The sequence below is a fragment of the Capnocytophaga ochracea DSM 7271 genome, from assembly GCF_000023285.1.
Classification (GTDB): Bacteria; Bacteroidota; Bacteroidia; order Flavobacteriales; family Flavobacteriaceae; genus Capnocytophaga; species Capnocytophaga ochracea.
On record NC_013162.1, the window covers coordinates 490,921 to 515,359 of the forward strand.

Below are 24,439 nucleotides of genomic sequence, written 5' to 3' on the forward strand. Positions count from 1 at the left end.
GGATGGCAGAGCAGTTGGACGTTTCTGACGACTAAAATTAACCCCTTATAACTAAAAATTAACTGCTAAATATTGCTTTTCGTCGATAGAATAAGGCTTTTCGTCGATTATTTTTGCGGACTCTGGCTGTATTGTATTACCTTTGTCGCAACTAAATGACAAAAGTTGCTTAAAAACTAAAAACGATGAAAAGAACCTTGTACATATCTTTTTTGTGTCTCTGTCCTTTGTTAGCAGGGGCTCAAGCGAAACAATGGTCGCTGGCAGACTGTATCAACTATGCGGTACAGAACAATATTTCTGTAAAGAAGACGGAACTGAACCAGCAGACGGCTGAAATCAATTACAGTCAGGCGAAGAGCAACCGCTTGCCTACGGTAAGTGGTTCGGCTTCGGCAAACCAGAATTACGGTTCGGCAATCAATCAGATTTCTAACGAGCGGGTGTCGCGTCGTACGTTCTCCAACAACTTTGGGGTATCGGCATCTATGCCACTCTATCAGGGCAATAAACTGAACCTACAAGTAGACCGCAGTAAGTTATTGCTCGAACAGAACGAACTGTACGTGCAAGAGGCGAAAAACAACATCACTTTGAGTGTGCTTGAAGCTTATCTGCAAGCCCTTTACAGCTATGAGGGAATAGAAGTCGCTAAGAATACAGCGCGCTCTTCGGGTGAGGAATTAAAACAAGCACAGGGCAAGTTTGCTAATGGGTCTATTGCTAAACTGAGTTTAGCTGAGATAGAAACGCGTCACGCTAACAACGAGTATGCTATTATCAAAGCAGAAAATGAATACGAAAGTAAGGTGCTGACCCTCAAACAACTGTTGGAGCTTCCTCCTAATAGTGATTTCGCTATTGCGCTCGACCTTCCCGCAGATGATGAAACGGCGATTATCCCTAATAAAGATGTGGTATTTGCGGAAGCCAGACAAAAGCTCCCCAATCTAAAAATCTATCAGTCACAACAAAAGATAGCTGAAAAAGATATTAAGATAGCCAGGGCGGGCTATGCCCCTACTCTATCGCTACAAGCAGGGGTAAATACAGGATATTCAAACCTCAACGATTTGAGCTATCGCACCCAGTTGGACAGCAATTTCGGTCAGACCATAGGAGCATCGCTTAATATTCCTATCTTTTCGCAGTTCAGAAATAAGAACAATGTGAAACTAGCTAAGGTTACGCAACAGCAAGCGGTGCTCGACGAACAACAAGCGGAAAAAGACCTCTATACCAAAATAGAAACCGCTTGGCAGAATGCTACCACTTATCAAGCGCAACAAGCAGCTTCGCGCACGGCTCGTGACAATGCTAAATTGGCATACGATTTGGCAGTAAAAAAGCACGAATTCGGTGGACTTACCAATACCGAGCTTCTCGTAAGCGAAAACGGTTACCTCAACGCGGAGCAAACCTATTTGCAAAATAAGTATATGCAAGCGCTGTATGTACAGTTGCTGAAGTTTTATATGGGAGTCCTCCCCCTAACCCCCTCCCAAGTAGGGGGAATGTAGCGATGCTAATCTTTCTGAAAAAATAATTTATAGAATATTATCTAATGACTAACAACTAAATACAATGAAAAAACACATTAAGAAAATCATCATTATCGTACTATTAGCCGTAGTGGCTTTTGGGGTGTATCACTTCTTTATGAAGGAAAAACCTTCTTTTATCGTCCTGCAAACCGATAAGGTAACCGAAGGTGACGTTACTACCGAAGTAACTGCTACTGGTAGCGTACAGCCAGTGGACGAGGTGGAAGTAGGTACCCAAGTATCGGGATTGGTAAGCAAGATTTACGTAGATTACAACAGCCAAGTGAAGAAAGGACAGCTACTGGCGGAACTCGACAAGACGAACCTACAAGAAATGGTTGTAAATGCTACTGCCAACTACCAATCGGCACTCAACGAACTGAATTACTACCGTCAGAATTACGAACGACAACAGAAAATGTACAATGCCCAAGTGATTAGCAAATCGGACTACGAGCAGGCATTGTATCAGTTCAACAACGCGAAAACAAATGTAGCACAACGTCTTACGACCCTCAATCAAGCAAAAACCAATTTGGGGTATGCCAATATCTATTCGCCTATCAATGGGATTATCCTCAGCAAAGAGGTAGAAGAAGGGCAAACGGTAGCCGCCTCGATGAGTGCGCCTACACTCTTCAAAATAGCCAAAGACATCAAGCGTATGCAGGTGGAAGCCGATGTAGACGAAGCCGATATAGGACAAGTGAAAGTAGGGCAACGTGTGAGCTTTACCGTAGATGCTTACCCCCAAGAAGAGTTTTCGGGGAAGGTAACCCAAGTGCGTCTATCACCTACTACGACTTCGAACGTGGTGACCTATACGGTGATAGTAGAGGCTGAAAACCCCGATGAGAAGCTCAAACCTGGGCTTACCGCGACCATCGCTATCTATACCAATGAGCTAAAAGGCGTAACCATAGTGCCTGCGAAAGCGATGAATTTCACCCCAGACATCGACCTACTGATGCAATACTACGCTCAGAAAGGCATTACAGCTGAAGTCCCTAAAGTACAGCACGGCAAGGGTAAAAACAAATACGTATGGGTAGTGAACACTGACGGTAGTCTTGCCCAAAAAGCGATAACCATAGGTAGTAATGATGGTATCAACGTGCAAGTGGTAAGCGGACTCAGTGTTGGAGAAAAAGTAGCTACCAACCTGCAAAGCAATCGCCCTCAAGTAGCAGAAGGTGAGAAAAATAACGACGATAGCAGTAGTCCGTTTATGCCTAAACGCCCCCGTCGTGATAACTCAAAAGCCAAATAAATGAAAAAAGCAATCATCGACATACGCGATATGAAACGCGAGTTTAAGATGGGTAACGAAATCGTTCACGCCCTGAAAGGCATCAATCTCACCATTCACGAGGGGGAGTTCGTAACCATTATGGGACCGAGTGGGTCGGGTAAATCAACCTTATTGAACATATTAGGTTGTTTAGACCGTCCGTCGTCAGGCGATTACATTTTGGACGGCATCTCGGTGAAAGATATGAGCAAGAACGAACTCGCAACAGTACGCAACACCAAGATAGGCTTTATCTTTCAGTCGTACAATCTTTTGGCGCGTACCTCAGCTATCGAGAATGTAGAGCTCCCTTTGATGTACAACTCTAAAATCTCGGCTAAAGAACGTCGCGAGCGCGCTATTGAAGCTCTCATCAGCGTAGGTTTGGAAAGCCGATTGAACCACTTGCCCAGTGAACTCTCGGGCGGACAGCAACAACGGGTAGCCATTGCGCGTTCCCTTGTAAATCACCCGGTGATACTCCTTGCCGATGAGGCTACCGGTAACCTTGACACTAAAACTTCCTACGAAGTAATGGAGCTTTTCCAACGCCTTAACGACCAAGGTAGTACGATAGGGTTTGTAACCCACGAGAACGATATAGCCCTTTTCAGCAAGCGCACTGTTGTACTCAAAGACGGACATATCATCAGTGATAAGGAAGTAACCAATAGACTGAATGCAAAGGAAGAATTGGCACAATTACGAATGACAAGTGATGAATGACAAAATACGAATGACGCAGACTGAATCTTTTTTGATTAAAAATTTGCAGGTTAAAAAAAATATACTACTTTTGCAAAAATAACATATGTTATATTACATATGTTATAACAAAGTTTTATGCCGAAATCAACAACAATAACGCAAGAAGTAATTATAGGAACCGCTTTTGAAATGGTGCGAAAAGAAGGCTTTGCAGTCCTTTCAGCCCGAAATATTGCTAAGCAAATAGGTTGCTCCACTCAGCCCATCTATTGGTGCTATAAAAATATGGATGACCTTAAAGCCGAAATCTGCAAAAAAGCACTGCCCTTCCTGCAAAGTGTAGTGCTCAGTTACTCAAAAACAGGCAATACTCTTTTGGATTTAGGACTTGGATACGTATGGATGGCACACACCGAACCCGCCTTATTCAAGGCTTTTTATATGGATAATGTTACCAATGTAAAACTTACTGACATTTTTCCGGAAAGTGAGCGAGTGGTTGAAATAATGAAAAATAGCGAGGAATACCAAAACCTACCTGATGAAGAGCTGAAAAATGATATTGCTAAAGGTTGGATGTTGGCACACGGTATCGCTTCATTGGTGGCAGTGGGTATGCTTGTTTACGACGAAGATAAAATTTTAGAAATTTTAAAATAAACCTGCCTTAATATGAGAACCAATAAAAAAACACTACGGAATGTAATCCTATTTAGCTTGGTAGCTATCTCTTGCGGATGGATAGGCATTGGGGTAAACCAATTACTTGGTGAGCCTTCTAATTTAGAGTCTTTGGGATCAGGGATTTTTATTGTTACTCCTATTGTGTGTATGATTTTGCTTCGCCTTTTCGGTGGCGATGGTTGGAAAGATTTCCCTTTAAAACCTCGTTTCAAGCAAAACACTCGCTGGTATATCTTTGCTATTGCAGTCTATCCCGTGGTTGTTGGTATAACAATGTTTGTTGGCAAGCTATTAGGTTGGGTAGATGCGAGTAAGTTTAGTGTTGCTGCCTATCTCCCTGTTTTTGCTACTGCTTTCTTACCCATTTTTATCAAAAATATCTTAGAAGAGACGGCTTTTCGGGGGTATCTCACCGTAAAAATGGAACAACTCGTCAAAAATGAATGGTTGATTTATTTAGTGGTGGCATTTGTCTGCCAAATATGGCATCTGCCATACAACCTCATATTCTTAGACGATGCTTATATGGCAACCTTTTTTCCTTATAGCAAAGAGCTATTTGTTTTAGTGAGCTTTGTGGTTATTGCTGTTTGGACAATAATGTACACTGAGATTTTCTTTCTCTCGCGCTCGCTCTTATTGGTAATTTTGATGCACTCAATGAAAGACGCTCTTAATCCTCTCATTTCAGAAGGATTTACTATTATTTCAGCCGATAAAACACTTTTAGTATCTCCTCTTTTTGGTCTCATCCCAACATTGATGTACTTAGCTATAGGCTTGTATTTAAGAAGAATACGCAAAAGTAAAGAACGCCTTCATTCATAATGAATAGATTGTATAAACCAAAAAAATATTAGCTATATGAACAAAAACACTAAAACCCCTGTAAATGCTGCTTCTTGGGATAAGATTTTCCCCAAAAGCGATAAAGTTGAACACAAAAAAGTGTCATTCAAAAACCGCTATGGTATCACCCTTATTGGTGACTTGTACTTCCCAAAAAACAGCGAAGATAAGAAGCTCGCTGCCCTCGCTGTTTGTGGCGGATTTGGAGCAGTAAAAGAACAAGCCTCAGGATTTTACGCCCAAACAATGGCTGAAAGAGGCTTTGTAACCTTAGCTTTCGACCCTTCCTATACCGGCGAAAGTGGTGGGAAACCTCGCAATGTAGCATCGCCCGACATCAATACCGAAGACTTTTCTGCAGCAGTAGATTGCTTAGGAATCCAACCTTTTGTTGATAGAGAAAAAATAGGAATCATAGGCATCTGTGGTTGGGGAGGCTTTGCCCTGAATGCTACCGCTATCGATACACGTATCAAGGCAGTGGCTACTATGGTAATGTACGATATGTCACGCGTGTTTAGCAAAGGCTATTTTGATGCCAATACACCCGAAATGCGTTTAGAAATGAAGCGTTCGCTCAATGCCATCCGTTGGAAAGATGCCGAAACAGGAACTCCCTCCCCAGGTTACCCTATGCCCCATGCCCCTTCAGATAAAGTACCTCAATTCTTAAATGATTATATTGAGTTTTACAAAACACCACGAGGTTTCCACGAGCGTTCAGTTTCCAATCACGTTTGGACAGCCACTACGCTGCTTTCATTTATGAATTTCCCTTTGTTAGCCTATGCTAATGAAATTGAGGTACCAACCCTTATGATTGCCGGAGAAAATGCCCATTCTCGCTATATGAGCGAAGATGCCTACAAGTTAATCGGAAGCGAGAAAAAAGAACTGCTAATTGTTCCTAATGCACGTCACACCGATTTTTACGACAATCAAGCTGGAGTAATTCCTTTTGATAAATTGGAGGCGTTTTTTAGTGAGCATCTTCAATAAAACAAAGCATAAAAAACAAGTCTCAAGCTGATATTTACTGAAAGAAGGGGAGGTAAAAGTAAGAAGGACATAAAATAACTTTATCCTCCTTTGTTTTTGATACATTATGAGGTCTGCTGGCAAATAGTAAAAGGCGAGTACAAAACCCGTATCATAGGAGAACCTTTCTAGTCTCACAGAATTTGCTAATCTGCTAATTTTCTAATTCACTAATTAATATTATGAACATACAAAATCTTTTTAAAATAGCGTGGCGTGCCCTTTTGCTGAACAAAACAAGGGCGATGCTTACAATGCTGGGCATCATCATTGGGGTGGGCTCAGTGATAACAATGCTTGCCATTGGCGAGGGTTCTAAAAAGAGTATCAAAGAGAATATCTCTAAAATGGGTACCAATATGCTCAATATCCGTCCGGGTGCCGGTATGATGGGCGGGGTGCGTATGAGTATGAGCGATATGCAATCGCTGAAAATGACGGATTACGAAGCCCTTAAAAAAGAAGGTACCCTACTGAAATATGTATCCCCGGTAGTGAGTGGCAACGGACAAAGTATAGCGGGCGGCAACAACTGGCCTACCTCTATCTACGGCGTGAATACCGAATACTTGCCTATACGCGAATGGAGTGTGGCTGAAGGGAGTATGTTTGGTGAAGATGAGATTACTAATTTTTCTAAGGTAGCCGTGATAGGGCAAACAGTGGCTAAGAACCTCTTTACTAATGGCGAAAACCCTATTGGGCAAACCATACGCTTTAAGAATATCCCTTTTAAAGTGATTGGTATCCTTACGAAAAAAGGTGAAAGCAACTTTGGTCAAGACCAAGACGATGTGATTATCGCCCCTTATACTACGGTACAAAAGCGTATTTTGGCGCAAACATTCTTGCAGAGTATTGTGGCTTCGGTGCTCAATGAAAGTCAGTCGGAGAATGCGGTAAACCAAGTTAAGAAGATTTTGGAGCGCACGCATAACCTTTCGGCTACACAAGAAAATGATTTCAATGTGTTTTCGCAACAAGAGCTCATCAGTACGTTTAGCTCTACCAGCGAGATGCTTACCGTGTTGTTGGTAGCTATTGCCAGCATTTCGCTCATCGTAGGGGGAATAGGCATTATGAACATTATGTACGTATCAGTAAAAGAGCGCACTAAGGAAATAGGCTTGCGTATGGCTATTGGGGCTAAGGGCAAGGATATTTTGGCACAATTCCTTATCGAGTCGGTGCTTATTAGCATCACTGGGGGGGTATTAGGGGTAATTATTGGTTTATTAGCAACGGTAGGCGTATCGCTGTTTATAGGTTGGCCAGTGAGTATCACCTTGTATTCTATTGTAATATCCTTCTTAGTATGTACTATTACAGGGGTGTTCTTCGGTTGGTACCCTGCTCGCAAAGCAGCCGAGTTAGAACCTATTAGTGCTCTCAGATACGAATAGTGCGAGCCACACAGGCAATTAGAAATAATAAAAACAGATGAATATAACTTTACCTCCTTATGCTACAACAGAAGACCTCCAAAAATGTATGGTTATTGTTAGAGAAATATTAGATAGTAAAGCCATTACTATTAATGATGAGCAGTGCCAAGCTATAGCTTTAGAAGTTATGGGTATCTCTTATGCCAAAGGAGGAGACTATTCCCCTGAAATCATCAAGAGTTTTGCAGAAAGTTATTTAAAAACATCAAAGTATAAAGAATGAAATTTTTAACACACATAGCTGCTTGGGCAGTGGTTTGTATTTTACCTGCCCTTATTTTTATCTCCGAAAGCAATCACCGATTTGAGGAGGCTCTTTATCGTTCGCTCATATCATTGCCTTTTTTGATGTTTTTGTTCTACATCAGTTTCTATTGGCTTATTGATAAACTATGGTTTAAAAAACGATATATACTTTTTATATTGGTAGCAGTGGCTCTCATTTTATGTATTTCGTACAGCAAATATGAGCTTTTTTCATACTTCAACCTTCACAAAGGTAAGCACAAGATGCCTCCTTTCCACGCTTTTGTCTATTTTGATTTCCTATCGAACCTCTTACCAGTAGTCTTTGCAATGGCAATACGCTATGCACAACGCAACTTTTCTTTGGAAATCGGTCAGAAAGAAGCCCAAGCACACAAGCTACAAGCCGACCTTACCCAACTGAAATACCAACTCCAACCGCATTTCTTTTTCAATGCACTCAACAATATCTATTCGCTTATAGCCTTTGACCCTCAAAAAGCACAACAGAGCGTGCATAGCCTTAGCAAGCTGATGCGTCACTTTATGCAAAACAGTGACCAAAAGCAGATTAGTCTTGCAGAAGAAGTAGATTTCTTGCAACAATACATCAGCTTAATGCAGTTGCGCCTGACTGATAAAACTACTGTACGGGTAGATTTCCCGAAGCAACTACCCCCACTCACCATAGCACCTTTGCTGTTTATCAGCTTGGTGGAAAACGCTTTTAAGCACGGCGTATCGGCGACTGAGGTAACAGAATTGTCGTTTAGCTTGAGAGTGGAAGAGAATAAAGTAATATTTAGAAGTGAGAACACTATAATTCCTAAACAAGAAAGTTTGTATAACTCAGGTATTGGCATTGAAAACTTAAAGAAACGGCTAACGCTTCTTTATCCTAAAAAACATCAATACAACATCGAAGAAAAAAACGGAGAATACATTGCTCAATTGACAATTGAGAATTGAGAATTGACAAATGTGAGGTTTTTAGACCAAAGACAAGAAATTTTCTTAAAAAAGAAGTACTTTCGATGTGAGGAGAGTGTAGCTTACGCTACAGAAATCTTACAAATCAAACAAATAGGTAGCAAGCTACCTGAAAGTCTCGAACTGACCTATACTTCATAATTTTGCGCAGTTGCTCTACGGGACGTCTGACGGACTTTTAACAACCCTTAAACGGAACTACAGTGGTTTTATAGTGGCTCTACAGTGGCTCTACAGTGGGTCTACAATAAAGGTTAATCGAATTATAATCGAACATTGATTGAACTTATGGTGCTACTATCTCCTCACATCACTCGTTCTAGTGTTTAAACTTGTTGTACTTAAAATAAGTAACAACTTAAATTAAAGGCTCCAAATTTTCTTAAAAAAAAGAAATACACCTGGCGGTACAGAAATTGAAACAGATTTAATTGATTTTTACATAATTTATATAGCATAAGCTATATTTCCTTTTTTGGTGTGTTTGCTCTGTGGTTTTAGTAGACACTTTTTGGTAATACAGCATTATTTTCGTATCTTTGCCCCAAAATAATAATAGCTAACAATTGTGGAAACCAAAATATCAGTTATCGGAGGAGGAAGTTGGGCAACGGCTCTGATTAAGATTTTTACCGCCAATATCGACCAAGTGTGTTGGTATATGCGCAATGAACAGGCTATTGAGCACATCAAAGCGACCAAACACAATCCTAACTACCTTAGCGATGTACATTTAAACATCAGCAAGCTACACCTCACTAACGACATCAACGAGGCGGTAGCTTTTAGCGATTATGTCGTCTTTTCTATCCCTTCAGCTTTCTTGAGTGACGAATTAGAAAAACTCACCGAACCGCTATCTAATAAAAATATATTTTCTGCTATCAAAGGTATTGAACCTAAAAGCGGACTTATAGTAGGTGAATATTTCAACAAAATACATCACGTACCTTATGCACAGATAGGCGTTATAGCAGGTCCTTGCCACGCCGAAGAGGTAGCCCTCGAACGTCTGTCGTACCTCACTATTGCCTGTCTCGATGAGGAAAAAGCACATTTTATGGCTGAAGCTATGAAACGCCATTATGTGAAGACCAAAATATCCGACGATGTGGTAGGTATTGAATACGCTGCTATGCTGAAGAACATTTATGCCCTTGCTGCGGGTATTGCCCACGGATTGGGCTATGGCGATAACTTCCAAAGTGTGCTGATGAGCAACGCCATTCGCGAGATGCGACGCTACATCAAGCATATTTACAAAATCAAACGCAATATCAACAACTCCGCTTATTTAGGTGATTTACTCGTAACCGCCTACTCGCTTTTCAGTCGCAACCGTATGTTCGGCACGATGATAGGTAAAGGCTATACTGTAAAGAGTACAATGGCTGAAATGAATATGGTAGCCGAAGGCTATTACGCCACCAAAAGCGCTTACCTCATTAACAAAAATCAAGAAAAACCCAGTCGCACCCCTATACTCGATGCCGTCTACAAAGTGTTATACGAAGGCAAAAGAGCCAATGTAGCGTTTGCAGAACTCACAGGAGAACTGGATTAGAGAATTAGAAAATGAGGAAATTAGAGAATGAGAAAATGAGGAAATGAGAAAATTAGAGAATGAGAAAATGAGAGAATGAGAAAATTTGCTAATTAACTTTATGTTCACAGGAATTATAGAAGAAATAGGTAAAATCGTACAGATAGAACGCGAAGAGGCGAATCTGCATTTATACGTAAAAAGTTCGTTTACAAATGAACTAAAAATAGACCAAAGTGTTGCCCATAATGGGGTATGCCTTACGGTAGTGGCTATCGATGGCGATGTATACCGAGTAACCGCTATTGCCGAAACTCTTGCCAAAACCCACTTGGGCAGTTTGCAAGTGGGTGATGCGGTAAACTTAGAGCGCGGTATGCTTCTCAACACCCGCTTAGACGGACATATCGTGCAAGGTCACATCGACCAAACGGGTACTTGTAGTGCTATCCAAGAAGAAGCAGGTAGCACCCGTTTTACTTTTGAGTACGACCCCTCTACTGGTAATGTGGTAATTGAAAAAGGCTCTATTACTGTGAATGGTGTAAGCCTAACGGTAATAGATGCGACTTCCCATAGTTTTAGTGTAGCAGTAATTCCCTATACTTTAGCACATACCAATCTGCAATACTTACAAATAGGTAGTGTTGTAAATTTAGAATTCGATGTGATTGGTAAATATGTCGCCCGACTTATGCAACGGTAAGACGTTGTAAAATAAGAGAACGTACTTCTTCGCGTAAGGACTCTTTATCGTCAAGGGTTTTGCCTTGGGTAGGAATAGAGCGCAATATATCTACTCGCATTGTGCCCATACTGCCGGCAAAGAAGCGGAAGGGGAAGCGTTTTTTAGTATCGTAGAATACCATTGGCACTATGGGAATTTGGCATTCTATCGCAATGCGAAAAGCCCCGTCTTTAAAACTATCGAGGACTATACTCTCATCATCGGGGACACCTCCTTCGGGGAAAATACAAATGCTCAGCCCTGCCTTTATTCTCTCCATCGCTTGGGCATAAACCTCCTTCCTACTCTGCGGACTCTTTCTATCTACCATTATGGCAACACGTTTGTAGAAATAACCAAACAATAGCGTCTTGCTCAGTTCCTTCTTCCCTACAAATACAAACGGATTTTTACTACAGTAGAACATCAGCATTATGTCCATCATACTGTAATGATTGGCGACCAACATATAGCTATGGCGGTCGTTAGGCACGGTATATTCCCTGTGTATTTTCGGTAAAAAGCCCATACCATACAATATAGGCGTTGCCCATAAGTTTCGGGCTACCCAATAAAATGAGCGATACCATTCTGTCCGTGCTGTAAGAATAAACAACAAGGGCAACCACAGGAGAATAAGAATGAGTACAAGGAAGTAAAACCAGCTCTTCCACAAGAGCCAAAAGGTGTATTTCAGGAGTTTCATTTAATGCAATCTTATTATTATCCGGCAGGAGCAAATATATTACTGATTTCTAAATATATAAACCTCAACATCACCGCTTAACGCTCTCTTTTTGCAATGTAAAAGTATCGTTAAAACAGTAATAAAGTTTTGTTAAAATCGATTTTTTCTTTGGTAATTCAAAAATTTGCCGTACCTTTGTCAGCGCAATGAGGGTGGTAGCTCATTGTAAAACTTCAAATAATAGTTTTCATAATTTAAAGTTTTGGTTGGTTAATGGAAAAGTCCGATATTATTATCGGACTTTTTTTCTTATACAGACCACCATAGCTTCCAAGGAATCATTGAGAGCAAGCACACCAGTGCAATACCGTAAAACAAGGCTATTTTTCCATACATCTTGCGCACTTCTGTCTGTTTTTTAAGTTTTACCCAGCCCACAGTAATCAGCGTTACTGCTATGATATTCATTATAGGGTGCTCCACCAATAATTGGCGCAATAAGCTGTCTTTCATCACCACTTTAGCACCCTCTCTCCACATCTGCAAACGAGGGGTAGTTACATAGACTAATAAGCCCAATAATAATTGTATATGAGAGAATACCAAAGCAAACAAACTCAAGCGGAGGTCTTTTATTCCAAAGTATTTTCTTTTGCCAAAAAATCCCATAAGCGCATTGATAACTGCTATGATAAGCACTGCCAATACTAAATAAGCACATAGTGAATGTGTCTGTTTAATCAGTTGATACATAATATTCTTTATAAATTTGCGGGCAAAAATACAAATCTTTTTGAAATTCTTTTCTTTCTTCGAAGTATTTTTTGTACCTTTGCCTTTGGATGATTGATGAATGAGGAAATGAGAGAATGAGAAAATTAGGAAATGAGGTAAATGCCAATAATGCCAGAAATACCAGAAATGTCAATAATACTAACAAGGGGAATAGACGGCTCGGTCTTTTCAGATGGGTTGGACAGGTCAGAGGAGGGGTTGGAGAATTCGGAAGGAAACGAAAGGTTTCAGAAGAGATTTGAGAAGGAATTTGGAGAAAAAAGGCTGTAAGGAGGGTATGGTCAGCTTATAGAGAGCTTATAGGAAGCTTATACGAATCTTGGACGATTGGTATAGAAAGGGTATATAAGTAATTGACTTATAATATAATACAACGGTACTAAAAATGTTAAAAATGGGGTTTCGAGGCGAAAGAAAAGGAATCCTCACCCCGTTCACATACTCTCCTATTTGGAGACTTCTCCCAAGGAGAGGGGGAATGTAGTGACGGAGAAGGGGAATCCTCACCCCGATTACATACTCTCCTATTCGGAGACTACTCCCAGGGAGAGGGGGAATGTAGGGACGGAAAAGGGGGAATTAGGAACAGAAAAGGGGAAGATAAATTAGAGAATTAGCAAATTTAGAAATGAGAAAATGAGGTGGCGTGGGGTCTTAGGGCATAGGTACTAGGGGATAACCTCCCCCTTCTCACATACTCCGCTCTCGCGGACTTCCTCAATGAGGGGGAATGTGGTGACGGAAAATCAAAAGAAACCTCTTCTCTAATTCACTTAGTTGGCAATTGCTGATAACCCTCGAAAGGAGGAATTGGCGATAATCATTATAGATGAGTTATATAATTTACAGTGAAACAATACATTAATTCTCCTACTCTCAATTGACACTAATGATAATAACTAACGACAAAAAACTAACAACTATATGACAGAACAAGTATTTGCCTTACACGTGGCAACCCGCAACAATCTTTTAACTTATTTGGAGAATGTAAGTCCTGAACAGTTAGCGCAAATCCCCACAGGATTTCATAATAACATCTGGTGGAACATCGCTCACTGCGTGGCACAACAACAAATACTCTGCTACAAGCTATCAGGACTCAATTTTGTTGTACCTGAAACTTTTGTAGATACTTATAAAAAAGGTACTTATCCCGATGGACACATTCCTACCGCTGAGGAAATTCAAGAATTGCGCAGTCTGCTCATCAGTACCCAAAAACAACTGCAAGCCGACTACGAGCGTGGGGTATTCACTAATTTTACTCCTTACACTACTAGCTATGGCTATGCGCTTACCTGCATTGAAGATGCGATACATTTCAACAATACTCACGAGGGAATGCACCTTGGGGTGGTAATTGCTTTAAACTATTTTGCTAAATGATAGAAGATAAAACGCCTCACCGTACCTCATTAGCCGATTTGGGTGAATTTGGACTCATCGACCGCCTAACGAAGGGATTTGAAATTCACAATCCTTCCACTCTTAAAGGCGTAGGCGACGATGCGGCGGTAATGGATTTTAAAAATAAAAAAACTGTCGTCTCTACCGACCTGCTTATTGAAGGTGTACATTTCGACCTTAGCTATGTACCGCTGAAGCATTTAGGATACAAGTCGGTAGTAGTGAACGTATCGGATATCTATGCGATGAACGCTACGGCTACCCAGATAACCGTATCGATAGCGGTATCCAATCGCTTTCCGTTGGAAGCCTTAGAAGAACTCTATGCGGGTATTCGCCTAGCCTGCAAGCATTATAAGGTAGACTTAGTAGGAGGCGACACGACCTCATCTACACGCGGACTCATCATCTCGGTAACGGCGATAGGTGAAGCGGAAGCATCGGACTTAGTATATCGTAACGGAGCGCAACCTAACGACCTTGTGGTACTCACGGGCGATATAGGGGGTGCCTATATGGGTTTACAGATATTGGAACGCGAAAAGGCGGTCTTTCAGGTAAACCCAAACTCTCAACCCGATATAGAGATGTATTCTTACATTTTGGAACGCCAGCTCAAACCCGAAGCCCGCAAGGACATTCCGCCACTGCTCAAACAATTAGGTGTAAAACCTACTGCTATGATGGATGTAAGCGACGGATTGTCGTCAGAGATATTGCACATTTGCAAACAATCGGGGGTAGGTTGTAGGTTATATGAAGACAAAATACCGCTTGACCCACAAGTGATTAGCACTTGTGAGGAGTTCAATTTAGATAGCACTACCATAGCCCTAAGTGGCGGTGAAGACTACGAACTGCTGTTTACTATTGCCCAAGCAGATTACGATAAGATAAAAGGCAATCCTAATTTCACGGTCATAGGTTACATTACCGATAAAAGCGAAGGGGTAAACCTCGTCACCCGTGCAGGACAGTTTATACCGATTATAGCAAAAGGGTGGAACGCTTTAACAATTAACAATTGATAATTAACAATTAACAAGATATGAAAAGAAGAGCATTTTTTAAACGTGGGGCTTTAGCAGCTTTAGGAGGCTTAGTATTGCCTTCCTTTGATTTACAAGCGCAAACCCTTGGGGAAGCCCATAAAAACAAACGCACTAAAAACATCATCTTTATGGTGAGTGATGGTATGAGTTTCGGCACTTTGGTAATGGCTGACCTGTATCTAAAACGCAAATTCGGTCGCCCTTCCAGCTGGATAGGATTGTACGAAAGTAACCTCGCACAGCGCGCCGTAATGGATATGGCATCAGCAAGTTCAGTAGTCACCGACTCCTCAGCAGCGAGTTCGTCTTGGGGCGGTGGCGTACGTGTAAAGAACGGTAGCCTAAATATCAGTCCAGATGGCAAAGAGAATATGCCTATCTTGCAAAAGTTCAAAAAAGCAGGCAAGAAAGTGGGTTGTATCACTACCGTAATGGTAAACCACGCCACTCCGGCAGGCTTCTGTACGTGGAGTAAAAGTCGTAATGCTATGGACGAGATAGCCCTCAACTACACCGAATTAGGCTTCGATGTGATGTTGGGTGGCGGTAGCAAATACTTCGACCCTGCCCATCGCAAGGACAAGAAAGACCTCTTTGCTGTTCTCAAAAAGAAAGGTTATACGGTAGCTCGCACTCGCGGTGAAATGCTGAAAGCACCTACTAATAAACCTCTCTATGGGCTCTTTGCTGAAGATGCACTCCCCTACTCTATCGACCGTGCTCAAAGCAGTGAAGAACAAGCTAAATCGCCTACTCTTGCGGAGATGACCGCTAAGGCTATCGACCAACTTAAAAGTCACCCTAATGGCTTTGTAATACAAGTAGAAGGCGGCAAAGTAGACTGGGCGGCACACGGCAATGATATAGGGGCTTTGTTGTACGACCAAGTAGCTTTTGACGAGGCTATAAAAGTAGCCCTCGATTTTGCAAAAGCTGATGGCAACACTCTTGTAGTGCTTACTTCTGACCACGGCAATGCCAACCCTGGACTCATCTATGGCAAAGAGTGTAACAACAATTTTGACAGATTACAAAACTTCACCCATTCTAACGACTGGATATTGCAACAAATCAACTCTAACGACTCGGTAGCCAAAGTGCGTGAGCACGTTGCTCAATACTGCGGTGGAATGAACATCAGTGAGGAACAAGCTAAAGAACTCTTAAGCTATTATGCTAAAACCGAAAGAAAAGAAGACGGCTTGTACAACTACAAACACCTGCCTTACCGATTGTTTGCCGAAATACAAAAAGCACATACTTCGGTAGGCTGGATAAGTATGGATCACTCATCGGATTACACCGAATTGGCAATGTATGGGCCAGGTAGCGAGCGACTTAAACCTTTTATGCGCAATACCGATATGCACAATTTCTTGTTGGAGGCAGCGGAGGTTAGAGTTTAGAAGTTAGGAAGTAGAAATCAGAAATTAGAGGGTGAAAAGTTTTCAGTTTCAGAAGCTCGTTACTTTTATAGGAATATTGCTCTTCATCGTGAAGTTGATAGCGTGGTACATTACCAATTCTAACGCTATCTTTTCGGACACGATGGAGAGCATTGTGAATATTATTGCCGCCTTTATGGGGCTCTATTCGCTATACCTCTGCAACAAACCTCGCGATACCGACCACCCTTATGGGCACGGCAAGGTAGAGTTTGTTACCGCTGGCATTGAGGGAATGCTCATCGCCATCGCTGGGGTACTTATTCTCATCGAAGCCTTTTCATCACTCATAAAGGGAATACATCTTGATAAATTAGGCTGGGGGATTGCCCTTTTCGGGTCTACCGCCATAGTGAATTACGCTATGGGGTATATTTCTTATAAAAAGGGAAAGAAAGAAAACTCGTTAGTACTGATGAGTGCGGGTAAACATCTGCAATCGGATACTTTTGCGACTTCGGCAATTGTATTGAGCTTACTATTGGTGCATTTCACCGGTTGGTTATGGCTCGACCCTTTAATCGCTATTGGTTTTGGTAGTTATATCATTGTGATAGGCTGGAAGATAGTGCGCAAAGCCCTCAGCGGTATTATGGATGAACGCGACGAAGCCCTCTTTGCCGAACTCGTAAATATACTGCAAGCTAACCGCAAAACCGAATGGATAGACATTCACAATATGCGCATTCAGCAGTTTGGGGCTCACTTACATATTGATGCCCATATCACTCTGCCTTACTATTATTCTTTAAAAGAAGCCCATCAAGAAATGGAAAAGGTGATTCATCTGTTAGCAGAAAAAGTAGATAGAACTATAGAATTCAACTTTCACTTAGACTATTGCAAACCTTTTTCGTGTGAAATTTGCGCTATTGATTGCCAATTTAGGCAAAAGCCTTTTGTACGGACTATACAGTGGGACGTGAAGAACATCGCTGGTGTAGCGAAGCATAGATATGAACCACTAAAACAATAATGCAAATTAGATACTATAAACATTGGTTCTTTGAGGTTTAATTTTGATGTACTTGACTATAAATAACTGACGATATTCTTGCTCGTTCAAAGTATATTTATTATTTTTGCACCAAAATCTTGCCTTTAAGATAATATGATAATTACTTTTTTTTCAGAAAATTTAGGGTTTACTGCCGTATGCGTTTTCCTAGTCTCTTTGGGAGTAGCATACTTTTCTTTGCCTAGTATTATATACGTGTCAAAGTACAAAAACCTAATGGATAAACCTAATGTACGTAGCTCACATAAAGAAAAAACACCTACCTTAGGAGGTATTTCTTTTTTCGTAAGTTTAGTATTTACTCTCTTTTTACTTCGTCCGTTTGACAATGATAGTGTAGGGATTAATATTCTATCAGGGGTAGGGGTTTTATTTTTTGTAGGTTTAAAGGATGATCTTACAGGAGTAACCCCCAGTACAAAAATCATAGGACAAATCATCGCTACTCTTATTCTTTTCTTTGGTTCAGGACTTAAAATCACTACTTTTAATAATTTTTTAGGTATTACAGATATTCCTTATTGGTTTTCTATACTTATTAGCTGTGCCATAGTGATGGCTATTGTAAACTCTTACAATCTTATTGATGGCATAAACGGATCAGCTGCAATGGTAGGCATTGTGATTTTTGGCGCTTTTGCCTATATTTTTTACGATACTCAACTGTATTACTACTTCCTGTTATCAATCTTATGTATAGGTTTTTTATTAGCCTTTTTACGCTATAATCTATCGGTAAAGAAACGCGTTTTTATGGGAGATACAGGCTCTATGATTACAGGTTTTCTCATCGCAGTTCTCGCTATTAAATTCTTTACTCTAAAAACTGAAGCCCTAGAAAGTGCTATTATACACCCCACAAATAAAATATGGGTACTTCTTGCAATTATTTTCATTCCCTTTTTTGATACTACCCGCGTGTTCACTACCCGCCTATTGCGCCACAGACGACCTTTTAAAGCCGACCGCAGTCATATCCACCACGTGATGATTGACTATATGAAACTGTCACACTCACAAGCAAGTTTGCTATTAGCTACTATTAACCTTATTGTTTTTTTAGTAATTTTATTGTTGAACACAAGATTATCTCCTTTGATGCTAGGAGTTTTGTTTGTAGCTTTTTCTATAGGTTTGGCAACTTTCTTATTTATTGTAAACCGAGATTATCACAACCTTAAAAACAAACAAAAAATCAGACATATTATCAACGAAATTCATAAAAAAAACTAAGCTACATTGTATCATTTTGAAAAAAGAGTTAATTATGAAAATATTTAATCATAGACCAACTTGCTTATTTATCAATGTAGGAGGAATTTTAGAAAAATTGCTTGAGGAATCTAATGTGTCTAAGTTTTATAGAATTATCAAATATGATATTTCCAAGAAAAAAAGAACCATTTCGAGTATTGTCAATAAGCTAAAAATAGTAATTATTGTTATTGAAACTTCAAAAATCAAGGAATATCCTGATAATATCATTAGAGAAATTATCGATTTAAGAACCAAAGGCATTATTGTTTATGAAGCAGAAGAATTTTACGAAAATATCAACAAACGTATTCCTATCGTAAAATTGGAAGCTAAAAAGTACATTGGTGATGATATTTTTTCTATAAAACAGAGAATTAGACACCGTTTGATCAAACGTGTTTTTGATTTAACACTTGTTCTCTTAGCCCTTCCTATAGCATTGCCACTAACTATTGTAGGTGTCATTCTCACTCTTTTAAGTTCAAAGGGGGGTGCTTTCTTTGCTCAAACACGAGTGGGGAGAGAAGGGAAGACTTTTAAAATTTACAAAATCAGAACTATGGTACTAAATAGTGGAGGCTTTACTCAGGTAAATGACTCTCGTATTACTCCTATTGGAAAAATATTGCGTTTTACCAAAATAGACGAGCTACCACAATTATACAACGTATTGAGAGGAGATATGAGCATCATAGGTCCTCGTCCTGAAATTCCTGAATATGTAGAAAAATATGCAGAACAGATACCTTTTTTCAAACTGCGCCATATGGTGAAACCAGGAGTTACAGGATGGGCTCAAATTCACATTCCAAAAGCAACCCCTGAAGATAGCATTAAGAAATTAGAATATGATTTGTATTACATCAAGCGGTATTCACTATCTCTTGATATTAAAATAGTGCTTGAAACTGCAAAAATTGTACTTACTTTAAATAGTAACTAATTTTTTTCGTACCTTTGCACCCTATCTCATAAGAAATGCTCAAACAGAATTTACAACTTAAACTCTCACAGAAACTCTCACCTCAGCAAATACAGCTGATGAAACTCGTGCAACTCCCCACTCTTGCCTTTGAACAACGCGTAAAACAAGAGATGGAAGAAAACCCCGCCTTAGAATCAGGGCGCGAAGAAGATGCTCTTGATGAGTTTCACGATGAGTTCGATAACTCTGCCGATGAATATAATGATAACGATGTAATTGATATGGACGATATCAACATCGATGAATACCTCAGTGATGACGAAATACCTGACTATCGCTTGCACGCTAATAACTATAGCGACGACGATGAGGATCGCGATATTCCTTTCAGCGCAGAGGTATCGTTCCACCAATCTCTTATCAACCAATTGAACACCTTTACCCTCTCGGATGAAGATTACCTCATCGCTGAGTTCCTCGTGGGTAGCATAGACGATACAGGCTATATACGCCGTTCTATTCAAGACCTTACCGACGACTTGGCTTTCACCCAAAATATCTATACTGAAGAGGAGCACGTAGAGCAAATACGCCAACAGATTATCTTCCAATTAGACCCTGCAGGAGTAGGCGCTGCCGACTTGCAAGAGTGCTTGCTCGTACAACTGCGTCGCAAAAAACAAACACTTGCGATAGGATTGGCAATCGAAATGCTTACCGAAGCCTTTGAGGCGTTTACTAAAAAGCATTATGCCAAACTGCAACAGCGCTTTTTGGTAACTGAAGAACAACTAAAAGAAGCAGTGCAAGAGGTGGAACGTCTGAATCCTAAACCTGGAAGTTCCTACGTGGGCAACAATGTGCATATAGAGCAAATTATCCCTGATTTTACTGTAAAAGTGGTAGACAACGAGTTAGAACTCTCCCTCAACGGACGTAATGCTCCTGAACTACACGTTTCTAAGGAATATAGCACTATGCTCGACACTTATAAGAAGAGTAAAGAAAAGAGCAATTCACAAAAAGAAGCAGTGTTCTTTATCAAACAGAAGTTGGATTCGGCTAAGTGGTTTATAGATGCTATTCGTCAGCGACAACAAACGCTCCTCATCACAATGGATGCTATAATGGAACACCAACGCGAATACTTCCTCACAGGTGACGAACTGAAAATAAAACCGCTTATTCTCAAAGATATTGCCGACAAGGTAGGTATGGATATTTCTACCGTTTCGCGAGTAGCGAGCAGTAAATATGTAACTACCCCTTACGGTACCAAGCTCATTAAAGATTTCTTTTCGGAATCTATGAAGAACGACCAAGGAGAAGACGTTTCTACCCGTGAAATCAAGCAGATATTACAACATATCATCGCTAAGGAAGACAAGAGTAAACCCCTCCCCGATGATGAATTGGCACAGCTTCTCAAAGAGAGAGGTTACCCCATTGCGCGTCGCACTATCGCCAAATACCGCGAACAAATGGATATACCTGTAGCGCGCCTCAGAAAAGAGCTGTAAGTGTGAGTCGCATAGGCAAAATATATAAAACTCCGGTATAGCGAGGGGCTGTACCGGAGTTTTTTGTTGTAGCACCGGGATTGTTCTACAAATTAAAAACTTCTTTTAATTCATTATACACCTGTTTGATAATCGAAGTTGGGTGCTAAAGGATGTGAAATATACATAGCTGCAATTTCTTTATTTCCTACTTTGTAATAATAGAAGCCCTTATCTTTATTGATGAGTGCATTTTCTTTAGATTGGTATTCTCCTGTATTTTTAGGGTAATTTTTCAATCTCCTTTTTCAGTAAACTCCGAAAGACGTTGGCAAAGTTTTCAACTCATCATTAACCATTATTTCACTATCTTCATCTCATTTAGCAAATATCCTGCTCCGGCGTATTTATCAATGATAAACAGCACATAGCGAATATCTACCATAATATTGCGACATATTTTAGGGTCGTAGTGGATATCGCTCATTGTGCCTTCCCACACACGATCGAAATTGAGACCGATAAGGTTACCTTGTGCGTCTATCGCAGGACTGCCTGAGTTGCCTCCCGTGGTGTGATTGGTTGCTATAAAACACACAGGCATCTTGCCGTTTTTGCCGTAAATACCATAGTCTTTTTTCTCATAGAGCTCGCGCAGTTTGGCGGGCACATTAAATTCGTAGTCGTTAGGCACGTATTTCTCCATTACACCGTCTAAATAAGTCATATAATCATAGGTTATAGCATCCGAAGGTGAGTAACCCGCTACCTTGCCATAAGTAACGCGCAAAGTGCTATTGGCATCAGGGAAAATGCGGTCTTGAGGTTTCGAGAACTCCAAGATAGCCTTCATATAAGTACGTTGTAAGGTGGTAATCTCGCTGTCCAACTGTCGGTAAGTAGGCACTACAGTTCCGTAGAAATGAGCGACAATTTGCTGTACAAATTGTACGCCTATGTCATTTTTGAGGCGCCTTTCAAAAGCTTCATCAGGTAGGTTGAGTACTTTTCCCATTTCGGTTTTAGAAGCCAAAAACGACTCTTTATAGAGTTTGTCAGCCAATGTGTGTATCTCAAACTGTTGTAAGTTAGGCGAGAGTAGCGTTTTAGGCATCGCCTGAGCATAATACACTACTGCTTTTTCAAATACGGCTTTATCTACATTCACATCGTAGTTTTTAAATACCGTTTCAAAGTTGTTTAAAAGGGTCTTCTTGCGGTCGTTGAACGATTGTGTTCCTTTCTCGTGCAGCGCATTTTGCAGTTGAAGGATTTTATAGCCATTTGCCAGCAAGTCGATATTGCGCTGTACCAACTCCGAAAAGAGGTCTACTGCCAAAGCATAGTTTTGTATTTGAGCGTATTTTTCAGTAAACTGAGGTAAAATATAACCATATTCAGCAGTTTTACCTGCTTTTTCTATCTCTTTTTGAAATTTCTGTTCTTGAGCGCGTTTGATAGCTACCGCATCCGATTTTTTCAACCCTTGTGTTTCACCTATCCACTTTTTCCAATAGTTGGCAACACTGGCGTATTTAGAGGCGTATTTTATTTTTATTTCGTTGCTGTTGCGCATAAAGCCGTCTTGCACTTTGAGCACCACATCGCGAATGCCTATCTTAGCAGGATTCAGTACATTCACAATTTGTTCCACTGCTACGGCAGGTAAATATTCTTCAGTACGACCTGGATAACCGAAGACCATTGTAAAATCGCCTGCTTTCACTCCTTTTAGCGAGATAGGAAAGAAGTGTTTGGGGCGATAGGGCACGTTGTCTTTGGAGTAGGCTGCGGGGCGGTTGTTTTTATCGGCGTATACACGGAAAAGCGAGAAGTCACCCGTATGGCGAGGCCATACCCAATTATCGGTATCCGAACCAAATTTGCCTATAGCCGAAGGCGGTGCACCTACTAAACGCACATCTTTAAAAGTTTCTACTACAAAAAGGATATAGTGATTGCCCTCGTAGAAAGCACGAACCCGATTCTCTTGCCACGCTTCTTTAGGCGAGTTTTTCACCAAAGAGGCAATATTGCGTTCTATCTGAGAGGCGCGAACGCTCTCACTACTTAGGTTTTGAGTATCGGCGAGTACTTTTTGGGTAACATCTTCAATACGTACAATAAAAGTAACTTCTAAATTCTTGTTAGGCAACTCTTCCGATAGATTTTTAGCCCAAAAACCATCGGTAAGGTAATCGTTTTGCACTGAGGAATGCGCTTGTATCTGTCCGTAGCCACAATGGTGATTAGTGAGCAGTAGCCCTTTATCCGAAATCATTTCGGCAGTACAGCCTCCATTGAAATGAGGCACGGCGTCTTTCAAGCTCGACTTATTGACGCTATAAATATCACTCACCGACATTTTCATACCTAAGGACTTCATTTCTCTGGCATTCATACCCTCCAAAAGCGAAGGAATCCACATACCGCCTTGCTGTGCCGTTAAGGTAACAGGTAACAAGTAAAAGCTAAAAAGTAATAAAGAGATAAACTTCTTCATAGTCACTGTTTAAATTAAAGTGCAAATATAGGGAATATTTTCTAAAAATTTGGTTTTAACTGTTGTTTGTTGTTGTAGAAATCTTCAATGACTTTAATCACTTCGTCTTCGGTGTCTACTAAGTGAAACAAATCCAAATCCTCAGCACTAATATTATTAAATTTCTCTAATAATATCTTTTTTATCCAGTCTACAAGTCCGCTCCAATAATCTGTACCGACTAAAATAATAGGAATTTTGTCTATTTTATAAGTTTGCACGAGAGTGAGGGTCTCGAAGAGTTCGTCGAGGGTACCAAAGCCCCCAGGCATTGCTACAAATGCCTTAGAATACTTTACAAACATCACCTTACGCGCAAAGAAGTAGTTGAATTTAATATTCTTGTCGTGGTCGATATAAGAGTTATTCGTCTGCTCGAAAGGCAAATCAATATTCAGTCCTGCCGATACACCTTTGTTTAGGTGCGCACCTTTGTTGCCCGCCTCCATAATACCAGGTCCACCGCCGGTTATAATACCGAAGCCTTCATCTACTATCTTTTGGGCAATACGCACAGTGAGTTCGTAATAAGGTGTTTCAGGCTTAATACGTGCCGAACCAAAAATACATACACAAGGTCCTATGGAGCTCATCTGCTCATAGCCGTGTACAAATTCTCCCATTATTTTAAATATCGACCAAGCGTCGTGTGTTTTAGTTTCGTTCCAAACTTTTGAATGTTTTTTCATTGAGTTAAATGTTAAAAGTGAATAGTAAAAAGTTGTATTTATTTCAGTTTTATC

The 24,439-nt window shown here is 40.5% G+C and carries 23 protein-coding genes; 18 read left to right on the plus strand and 5 right to left on the minus strand.

The window, feature by feature from the left end; translation table 11 throughout:
• The first annotated feature begins 185 nt into the window (after window positions 1-185).
• From COCH_RS01940 to COCH_RS01990, 11 genes are all read left to right on the plus strand, one after another.
• A complete protein-coding gene (locus COCH_RS01940) occupies window positions 186-1,520 on the plus strand; it encodes a TolC family protein (RefSeq protein WP_015781704.1) in 1,335 nt (444 codons plus the stop codon).
• Window positions 1,521-1,584: 64 nt separating this feature from the next.
• Window positions 1,585-2,814, plus strand: coding sequence for an efflux RND transporter periplasmic adaptor subunit (locus tag COCH_RS01945; protein WP_015781705.1), 1,230 nt, complete (start codon window positions 1,585-1,587; stop codon window positions 2,812-2,814).
• Window positions 2,815-3,561 (plus strand): ABC transporter ATP-binding protein, encoded by a 747-nt coding sequence (locus tag COCH_RS01950; protein WP_015781706.1) that lies wholly within the window; start codon window positions 2,815-2,817, stop codon window positions 3,559-3,561.
• A 117-nt stretch (window positions 3,562-3,678) separates the two neighbouring features.
• Complete coding sequence (locus COCH_RS01955; protein WP_015781707.1) at window positions 3,679-4,203, plus strand: TetR/AcrR family transcriptional regulator; 525 nt, start codon at window positions 3,679-3,681, stop codon at window positions 4,201-4,203.
• Window positions 4,204-4,215: 12 nt separating this feature from the next.
• Window positions 4,216-5,055 carry a CPBP family glutamic-type intramembrane protease gene (locus COCH_RS01960; RefSeq protein ID WP_015781708.1) on the plus strand — a complete coding sequence of 280 codons (840 nt, stop codon included), beginning with the start codon at window positions 4,216-4,218 and terminating at the stop codon, window positions 5,053-5,055.
• A 36-nt stretch (window positions 5,056-5,091) separates the two neighbouring features.
• Window positions 5,092-6,075 (plus strand): alpha/beta hydrolase, encoded by a 984-nt coding sequence (locus COCH_RS01965; protein ID WP_015781709.1) that lies wholly within the window; start codon window positions 5,092-5,094, stop codon window positions 6,073-6,075.
• Between the two features lie 221 nt (window positions 6,076-6,296).
• Window positions 6,297-7,517, plus strand: coding sequence for an ABC transporter permease (locus COCH_RS01970; RefSeq protein WP_015781710.1), 1,221 nt, complete (start codon window positions 6,297-6,299; stop codon window positions 7,515-7,517).
• Window positions 7,518-7,554: 37 nt separating this feature from the next.
• Complete coding sequence (locus COCH_RS01975; RefSeq protein WP_015781711.1) at window positions 7,555-7,782, plus strand: hypothetical protein; 228 nt, start codon at window positions 7,555-7,557, stop codon at window positions 7,780-7,782.
• The gene (locus tag COCH_RS01980) at window positions 7,779-8,774 is read left to right on the plus strand and encodes a sensor histidine kinase (RefSeq protein WP_015781712.1); all 996 of its coding nucleotides are present in this window, start codon (window positions 7,779-7,781) and stop codon (window positions 8,772-8,774) included. Before COCH_RS01975 ends, COCH_RS01980 begins: the two co-directional genes overlap by 4 nt.
• A gap of 589 nt (window positions 8,775-9,363) precedes the next feature.
• Window positions 9,364-10,359 carry an NAD(P)H-dependent glycerol-3-phosphate dehydrogenase gene (locus COCH_RS01985; RefSeq protein ID WP_015781713.1) on the plus strand — a complete coding sequence of 332 codons (996 nt, stop codon included), beginning with the start codon at window positions 9,364-9,366 and terminating at the stop codon, window positions 10,357-10,359.
• A 100-nt stretch (window positions 10,360-10,459) separates the two neighbouring features.
• On the plus strand, window positions 10,460-11,044 hold the full coding sequence (locus tag COCH_RS01990) for a riboflavin synthase (RefSeq protein ID WP_009419228.1): 585 nt from the start codon (window positions 10,460-10,462) through the stop codon (window positions 11,042-11,044).
• Here the strand turns inward: COCH_RS01990 and COCH_RS01995 are convergent.
• On the minus strand, window positions 11,031-11,771 hold the full coding sequence (locus COCH_RS01995; RefSeq protein WP_015781714.1) for a lysophospholipid acyltransferase family protein: 741 nt from the start codon (window positions 11,769-11,771) through the stop codon (window positions 11,031-11,033). The two genes, COCH_RS01990 and COCH_RS01995, sit on opposite strands and share 14 nt — an antisense overlap.
• Before the next feature lie 291 nt (window positions 11,772-12,062).
• Window positions 12,063-12,506, minus strand: coding sequence for a hypothetical protein (locus COCH_RS02000; RefSeq protein ID WP_015781715.1), 444 nt, complete (start codon window positions 12,504-12,506; stop codon window positions 12,063-12,065).
• Window positions 12,507-13,472: 966 nt separating this feature from the next.
• On the opposite strand from COCH_RS02000, the gene COCH_RS02005 reads away from it, so the two are divergent.
• The 7 genes from COCH_RS02005 to rpoN all read left to right on the plus strand — a co-directional run bounded on the left by COCH_RS02005 (window position 13,473) and on the right by rpoN (window position 21,175).
• Window positions 13,473-13,937 carry a DinB family protein gene (locus tag COCH_RS02005; protein WP_009417788.1) on the plus strand — a complete coding sequence of 155 codons (465 nt, stop codon included), beginning with the start codon at window positions 13,473-13,475 and terminating at the stop codon, window positions 13,935-13,937.
• The gene (thiL, locus tag COCH_RS02010; protein WP_015781716.1) at window positions 13,934-14,986 is read left to right on the plus strand and encodes a thiamine-phosphate kinase; all 1,053 of its coding nucleotides are present in this window, start codon (window positions 13,934-13,936) and stop codon (window positions 14,984-14,986) included. The genes COCH_RS02005 and thiL overlap by 4 nt, the downstream gene beginning before the upstream one ends.
• Window positions 14,987-15,006: 20 nt before the next feature.
• Window positions 15,007-16,416, plus strand: coding sequence for an alkaline phosphatase (locus tag COCH_RS02015; protein WP_015781717.1), 1,410 nt, complete (start codon window positions 15,007-15,009; stop codon window positions 16,414-16,416).
• Window positions 16,417-16,447: 31 nt separating this feature from the next.
• A complete protein-coding gene (locus tag COCH_RS02020; RefSeq protein ID WP_015781718.1) occupies window positions 16,448-17,431 on the plus strand; it encodes a cation diffusion facilitator family transporter in 984 nt (327 codons plus the stop codon).
• Between the two features lie 135 nt (window positions 17,432-17,566).
• Window positions 17,567-18,706: a glycosyltransferase family 4 protein gene (locus tag COCH_RS02025; protein WP_015781719.1), complete on the plus strand. Its 1,140-nt coding sequence runs from the start codon at window positions 17,567-17,569 to the stop codon at window positions 18,704-18,706.
• Between the two features lie 34 nt (window positions 18,707-18,740).
• Window positions 18,741-19,673: a sugar transferase gene (locus COCH_RS02030; RefSeq protein ID WP_015781720.1), complete on the plus strand. Its 933-nt coding sequence runs from the start codon at window positions 18,741-18,743 to the stop codon at window positions 19,671-19,673.
• Window positions 19,674-19,708: 35 nt separating this feature from the next.
• Window positions 19,709-21,175: an RNA polymerase factor sigma-54 gene (gene rpoN / locus COCH_RS02035; RefSeq protein WP_015781721.1), complete on the plus strand. Its 1,467-nt coding sequence runs from the start codon at window positions 19,709-19,711 to the stop codon at window positions 21,173-21,175.
• A gap of 113 nt (window positions 21,176-21,288) precedes the next feature.
• On the opposite strand, the gene COCH_RS12140 is transcribed toward rpoN, so the two are convergent.
• The 3 genes from COCH_RS12140 to COCH_RS02045 are packed head-to-tail and all read right to left on the minus strand — an operon-like array spanning window position 21,289 to window position 24,385.
• Window positions 21,289-21,453, minus strand: coding sequence for a hypothetical protein (locus COCH_RS12140; RefSeq protein WP_167524719.1), 165 nt, complete (start codon window positions 21,451-21,453; stop codon window positions 21,289-21,291).
• Window positions 21,454-21,512: 59 nt separating this feature from the next.
• Entirely contained in the window at window positions 21,513-23,657 is a 2,145-nt protein-coding gene (locus COCH_RS02040; protein ID WP_015781722.1) for a S46 family peptidase, read from the minus strand.
• A 41-nt stretch (window positions 23,658-23,698) separates the two neighbouring features.
• Window positions 23,699-24,385: an LOG family protein gene (locus tag COCH_RS02045; protein ID WP_009410398.1), complete on the minus strand. Its 687-nt coding sequence runs from the start codon at window positions 24,383-24,385 to the stop codon at window positions 23,699-23,701.
• Between the last annotated feature and the right edge of the window lie 54 nt (window positions 24,386-24,439).

Coding starts and splice junctions, on each gene's coding strand:
- COCH_RS01940 (WP_015781704.1), top strand. CDS start 186: ATGAAAAGAACCTTGTACATATCTTTTTTGTGTCTCTGTCCTTTGTTA.
- COCH_RS01945 (WP_015781705.1), top strand. CDS start 1,585: ATGAAAAAACACATTAAGAAAATCATCATTATCGTACTATTAGCCGTA.
- COCH_RS01950 (WP_015781706.1), top strand. CDS start 2,815: ATGAAAAAAGCAATCATCGACATACGCGATATGAAACGCGAGTTTAAG.
- COCH_RS01955 (WP_015781707.1), top strand. CDS start 3,679: ATGCCGAAATCAACAACAATAACGCAAGAAGTAATTATAGGAACCGCT.
- COCH_RS01960 (WP_015781708.1), top strand. CDS start 4,216: ATGAGAACCAATAAAAAAACACTACGGAATGTAATCCTATTTAGCTTG.
- COCH_RS01965 (WP_015781709.1), top strand. CDS start 5,092: ATGAACAAAAACACTAAAACCCCTGTAAATGCTGCTTCTTGGGATAAG.
- COCH_RS01970 (WP_015781710.1), top strand. CDS start 6,297: ATGAACATACAAAATCTTTTTAAAATAGCGTGGCGTGCCCTTTTGCTG.
- COCH_RS01975 (WP_015781711.1), top strand. CDS start 7,555: ATGAATATAACTTTACCTCCTTATGCTACAACAGAAGACCTCCAAAAA.
- COCH_RS01980 (WP_015781712.1), top strand. CDS start 7,779: ATGAAATTTTTAACACACATAGCTGCTTGGGCAGTGGTTTGTATTTTA.
- COCH_RS01990 (WP_009419228.1), top strand. CDS start 10,460: ATGTTCACAGGAATTATAGAAGAAATAGGTAAAATCGTACAGATAGAA.
- COCH_RS01995 (WP_015781714.1), bottom strand. CDS start 11,771: ATGAAACTCCTGAAATACACCTTTTGGCTCTTGTGGAAGAGCTGGTTT.
- COCH_RS02000 (WP_015781715.1), bottom strand. CDS start 12,506: ATGTATCAACTGATTAAACAGACACATTCACTATGTGCTTATTTAGTA.
- COCH_RS02005 (WP_009417788.1), top strand. CDS start 13,473: ATGACAGAACAAGTATTTGCCTTACACGTGGCAACCCGCAACAATCTT.
- thiL (WP_015781716.1), top strand. CDS start 13,934: ATGATAGAAGATAAAACGCCTCACCGTACCTCATTAGCCGATTTGGGT.
- COCH_RS02015 (WP_015781717.1), top strand. CDS start 15,007: ATGAAAAGAAGAGCATTTTTTAAACGTGGGGCTTTAGCAGCTTTAGGA.
- COCH_RS02025 (WP_015781719.1), top strand. CDS start 17,567: ATGATAATTACTTTTTTTTCAGAAAATTTAGGGTTTACTGCCGTATGC.
- COCH_RS02030 (WP_015781720.1), top strand. CDS start 18,741: ATGAAAATATTTAATCATAGACCAACTTGCTTATTTATCAATGTAGGA.
- rpoN (WP_015781721.1), top strand. CDS start 19,709: ATGCTCAAACAGAATTTACAACTTAAACTCTCACAGAAACTCTCACCT.
- COCH_RS02040 (WP_015781722.1), bottom strand. CDS start 23,657: ATGAAGAAGTTTATCTCTTTATTACTTTTTAGCTTTTACTTGTTACCT.
- COCH_RS02045 (WP_009410398.1), bottom strand. CDS start 24,385: ATGAAAAAACATTCAAAAGTTTGGAACGAAACTAAAACACACGACGCT.